Annotated in this window: 3 protein-coding genes; all 3 read right to left on the reverse strand. The window is 60.7% G+C overall.

Features of this window, described 5'->3' with window-relative positions; all coding sequences use genetic code 11:
• Positions 1-110: 110 nt before the first annotated feature.
• From CG471_RS29010 to CG471_RS29020, 3 genes are read right to left on the reverse strand one after another with little or no spacing between them, the layout of a single operon-like run.
• Positions 111-1,553, reverse strand: a complete 1,443-nt coding sequence (locus tag CG471_RS29010) for a TolC family protein (protein ID WP_037520671.1) — start codon at positions 1,551-1,553, stop codon at positions 111-113.
• Between the two features lie 2 nt (positions 1,554-1,555).
• On the reverse strand, positions 1,556-2,620 hold the full coding sequence (locus CG471_RS29015; RefSeq protein ID WP_037520670.1) for an efflux RND transporter periplasmic adaptor subunit: 1,065 nt from the start codon (positions 2,618-2,620) through the stop codon (positions 1,556-1,558).
• Positions 2,617-4,299, reverse strand: a complete 1,683-nt coding sequence (locus CG471_RS29020; protein WP_037520668.1) for an ABC transporter ATP-binding protein — start codon at positions 4,297-4,299, stop codon at positions 2,617-2,619. Before CG471_RS29020 ends, CG471_RS29015 begins: the two co-directional genes overlap by 4 nt.
• Positions 4,300-4,592: the final 293 nt, after the last annotated feature.

The following is a 4,592-nucleotide window of genomic DNA, read 5'->3' on the forward strand; positions in this document are numbered from 1 at the left end:
CGACCAACTAACGCTGTTCGTTAAATGAGTCCCGACGGCCGCTCTCGACAAAAGCTGCCTTTTGAACATTAGAATTGACGCCTTGAGTAGGGGGCCAGATCAATCTGGTATTACGATGGGGTGAGGCCGAGCGCGTCTTCATCGGCCGTTGCGGCGGCGAGCTCGGCTTTCGCAGCGGCAATGCGGGCCTGCGCCTCGATGAGCTTAATCTCGGCATTAGTTGCGCTTTCCTCGCGCTGATTGACGAGGAAGAAGTCACTCGATCCCAGCTCGAAACGGCGACGTTCGGCTGCGGCCAAGCGCTGCGCCAGCGCCCATTCTTTCCCCGAGGTTACGACCAACTGGTTTGCTGCTTCGACCTCGAGACCGATCGCGGTGACTTCAGCCCGGATCTTTTCAGCTAGAAACCGCTGCTTAACCGTCAATTCGTCGATCTTCGCCTGGGTTTCGGCCAGCTTGCCCTTCGCCTTGCGGTTTTGCAGCGGTATCTTGAAGGTCACGCCGACGATCATCTCAAGCGGCGTGCGACTCCGCCCGCCCAGACCCGTTGGGCCGACGTCCTTGGCGATCTCCCCCCCAACGTCGAGCCGCGGCAGCATGTCGTTGCGGGCAAGAGCAAGCTTAACGGTCGCCTTGTCGATTTCCTCCAGCATGATGGCGAAGTCGGGACGGCCCTCCAAGTTGAAGGCGGCCCCCGTCCTAATCCCATCCAGCGCGGTAATGTCGGATGGCAGCCGCGTTTCATCAACGATGATCGGCGCGCCCTCCGCGTTGCGATAATAGAGCGACAGTTTGACGGCGGCGGCGCGAAAATCCTGCCGCGCTTCTAGGACATAAGCCTGTCGCCTGACGAGATTCACGTCGTTCTCGGTAAGCAGGATATCGGGTTTGGCCCCAAGCTGCACCTGACGCTCGATGCCGTTGGTGCGCCCATCTGCCAGCGCAAGTAGTGCCTCATAGGCTTTGAGCTTCAGTCCGGCGCCGACCCACTTCTGATAAGCTTCCACCGCGCGCGCCTGGACGCCGATGCCCGTCGCCTTGGCCTCGAACCGGGCGATGTCGATATCGTTGCTCGCCAGCCGAAATTCCGAACGTCGCGCATCGACCAACCGGTCGCGGAGCAGCGAATAGAGCGCCCCGACCTTCAATTCGCCTAGGCGATTCGTGTAGGATTTGTCTTCATAGACGGGAAAATCGCCGCGCGACGCCCGGTACTGGCCGTAGAGATAGCCGCCATTGTCGCTCAGCGGCTGCTCGGCCTTGCTCGCGATTTCGGTGCCGTCATAATAGCCCTGTACGCGGCTGCGTCCTTCGACGGCGAAGACCGTGTCGAACGCGCCCTGCGCGGTCAGCGCTCGAGCCTCCGCTTGCCGGTTGCGCGCCAGCGCCGCGATGATGTCGGGTGCGGCACGGGCCGAAGATTGCAGCACCTCCTGCAACGTCAGCGTGCCGCTGATCGCTGGAGCAGAAGCGTTCGACACAGCGTCCTGCGCCTCAGCCGTAAAGGCCGGGGGAGCGCTCGCCAGCAAAACGACGCTGATCACGGTCCGCATCGTCACTTCTTTTTCTTTTCGACCGAGCTTTTGTCCGATTTATCCTGTGCTTTATGAGCGACCTGATCCTGCCCGAAGTTCAATGGGAAATCGTTGAGCTGGCGCCATAGTTCATATCCGACGGTGACATTGTCGCCCTGGATCCAGCCCAATACCTTGCCGCCTTGGCGCACGAAGCGACGTGCGGGCCATGCGGGCTTGCCCGGCATCGGTTCGACCAGCACGCGGAACAGCCCGTCGGCGCGCGGCGTGGGGTCCACGGAACGAACCTGGCCATCATAGATGCCGACGGCAAAAGCTGGCCACCCGCTGAACTGGAATGCTGGGAAGCCTTCAAACTCCAGCCGCACCGGACGCCCCTTGTCAACCAGCGGGATATCCCGCCCGTCAACGAACAGTTCCACCGCCCGCTCGATCCGTTCGGGCGCGACGGTCGCGAGGACAGTGCCGGCGGAAATCAAGGCTCCACCTGCAGCAGCATTGAGATCCTGGATACGCCCGTCACGCGGCGCTGTGACCACTTGCGCCGACTGCCGCATCTGTTTGACCTCGATCTGCTTCAACTTGGCGCGCGCTTCGGCCAGCTTGGCGTTGGCATCGGCGACCTTGATCTGTGTCTGCTCATAATCACGCCGCGCGGCCAACCCCTCCGCAAAGAGCTGCGAGGTGCGACCCACGTCGATCGAGGCAACAGCGCGAGCCTGTTCAATTGCCGCGATCTGCGCCTCCACCTCCGCCTTTTCCGCGGCCAAACGCTCTAGGAAATTCGGATCGACATCGACCACCTTCACGATCGGATCACCCGCTTTCACCAACTGGCCGTCCTGAACGAAGAAACGGTCCACACGGCCCTCCACCATCGACGACACCTGTTGCAGCCGGTCGCTCGGATCAAGCGACGTGACCTGGCCGCCGCCCTGCGCCGTCTGCCGCCAGGGTACAAAAAGGATCGCGACGGCTAGGAAAATCCCCACTATAATGAGCCAGGCCACCACGATGACGACGCGTGGCGGGTTCAGCCCGGCAAGCGAGCGGAAGTGCGTCAGTTGCGTAGCGTTGATCGTCACGGCTGAATCTCCCTCTCGGCAAGGAACTGCGACAGCGCCGCCTTGTCCTCGAACTGACGCTGCGTTTGCGTGCCCAGCCATAATGAGCTGTCGAGATCCGTCGCCTCGGGTCGTCCGGTGAACAGCAGGACCGTCGTCCCCCGTTCACGCAGCATCCGCAGTGTCGCGTGGAGCGCGCCGGCGGGCATCATGTCGTACAGTTGGGACAACAGCAGTACCTTGGGACGGCTGATCAGCGCGGCTGCGACCTTAAGCTGCATGACTTCGACGATGGAGAGCGGTGATCCTGAACTTGCCAATCGTGTATCAAGGCCGCTAGAGAGACTGGAAATGCGCGTCGCCAGGCCCACGACATCCAGCACCTTCATGGTTATGGCGCTGTCCGCATTGCCTCCAGCCGCCATGGTCAGATATTCGCGAATAGTGACATCCACGATGGTGGGCCGGTTGAGCACCACGACCTCCGACCGCAACAGATACATATCGAAGCTGCCAAGATCGCTGCCGCCGATCGTTAGCAGTCCGCGATCGGGATTGACGTGGCGCTTGAGCAGTAGCGCAATCTGATTTTCGACGCCCGGTTCAGCCGCAACGACGGCCTGCTCTCCGCTGTCGATCGCGAAGTCGAAGCGCGACCCGGCCAGTTCAACGTTGCGGAAGCGGACCGATCCGTCGGGTGGCGCTTGACCGCTCAGACCCACAGGCTCCTGCGGGATCGCGAAGATTTGCGACAGTTCTTCCGAGCTGGCTACCAGATCGTAGAATGTATCGAGATACCAGCCAAGCTGGGCAATGCCATAGAAGACCCCGGACAGGATGAGCTCTGCCGCGACAAGTTGCCCGATTGACAGCTGTCCTGCGAGGATGAGGTTCCCGCCGAGCGCCAGCAGGGCTGAAGCGGCAAAGGCATAGACCAGGAAATAGGCCAGAGCCTGCGCAAAACTATAGCGGAAATAACGGCGATGGGCGCGGATATAGTTCGCCGTCACCGCTTCCGAGCGATCCATCGCGAAGTTCAGATGCCGGGCCGATTTGTAGAAGCCGTTGGATGCGCCGACGCTCTCCAGCCATTGAGCGGCTTCATGTTTGGCATGGGATACCCCGACGGCGCCCGTGATTGCCCCGTGGCGCCACAGCATCCAGATCAAAAGGCAGGTCACCACCAGAATGATGTTGAAGGCAAGGAAGAAGGGGTGGTAAAAACTCGTAACCACCAGCCCCACCGCACCCTGGAGGACGATGGTGAACGCGCCGATGACAAGGCTTGGCACCGATTTCTGGACGACAACCATGTCGAAGTAGCGGTTGAACAGGCTGCCCCGGCTTTCATCGGCGAAGAACGGGTTCTGCGCATGGACTGCCCGCACCGTGACTTCAGCGACCACCCGCGCAAACAGGCGGCGTTCGAACATGGTCAGCAGGTAGAGGCGTAGCGCGCTGAGGCACGCCACCAGCAGCAGGAGCACCAGCACAACGCCTGACAGTATCCACAGCGGTGCGACCAGCGCCGTACGTGCCACCGAATTGATGAGTAGCTGGACAGAAATCGGCGTCGCCAAGGAAAGAAGCGTGATGGCGAGCGTGTAGACGATGCCGACATTGACATAGCCCCTGTCCGGGCCAACGATCTCGCCCACCCATGCGGCGGCTTGCCGCAAACCAAACTGCCCGCTAGCCAATTTCTTACACCCCGATTTTTACGTTCGGCCTATTATCAAACAACTCCAGACTTCGACAAGGTTTGCATGCTGCACAGCAACATTTGCTTACGGAGGGTTATAGCGGATGCACGTAAAGGAGCTTGCCGATGGCCGAATGCGTCGGACACCGTATCTCCAACGGAGGTAACGACGGCGTTGCCAAATGGCATTAACGGGTGTGAATGCCGTTCGGTAATTTGCAAGGTCGGGAATGGCCGCTGTCAGCGAATGCCGACGTTCTCCCTACATACGCGAATGGCGGGAAAGTCCCA

The organism is Sphingobium sp. IP1 (genome assembly GCF_002708645.1).
GTDB lineage: Bacteria > Pseudomonadota > Alphaproteobacteria > Sphingomonadales > Sphingomonadaceae > Sphingobium > Sphingobium yanoikuyae.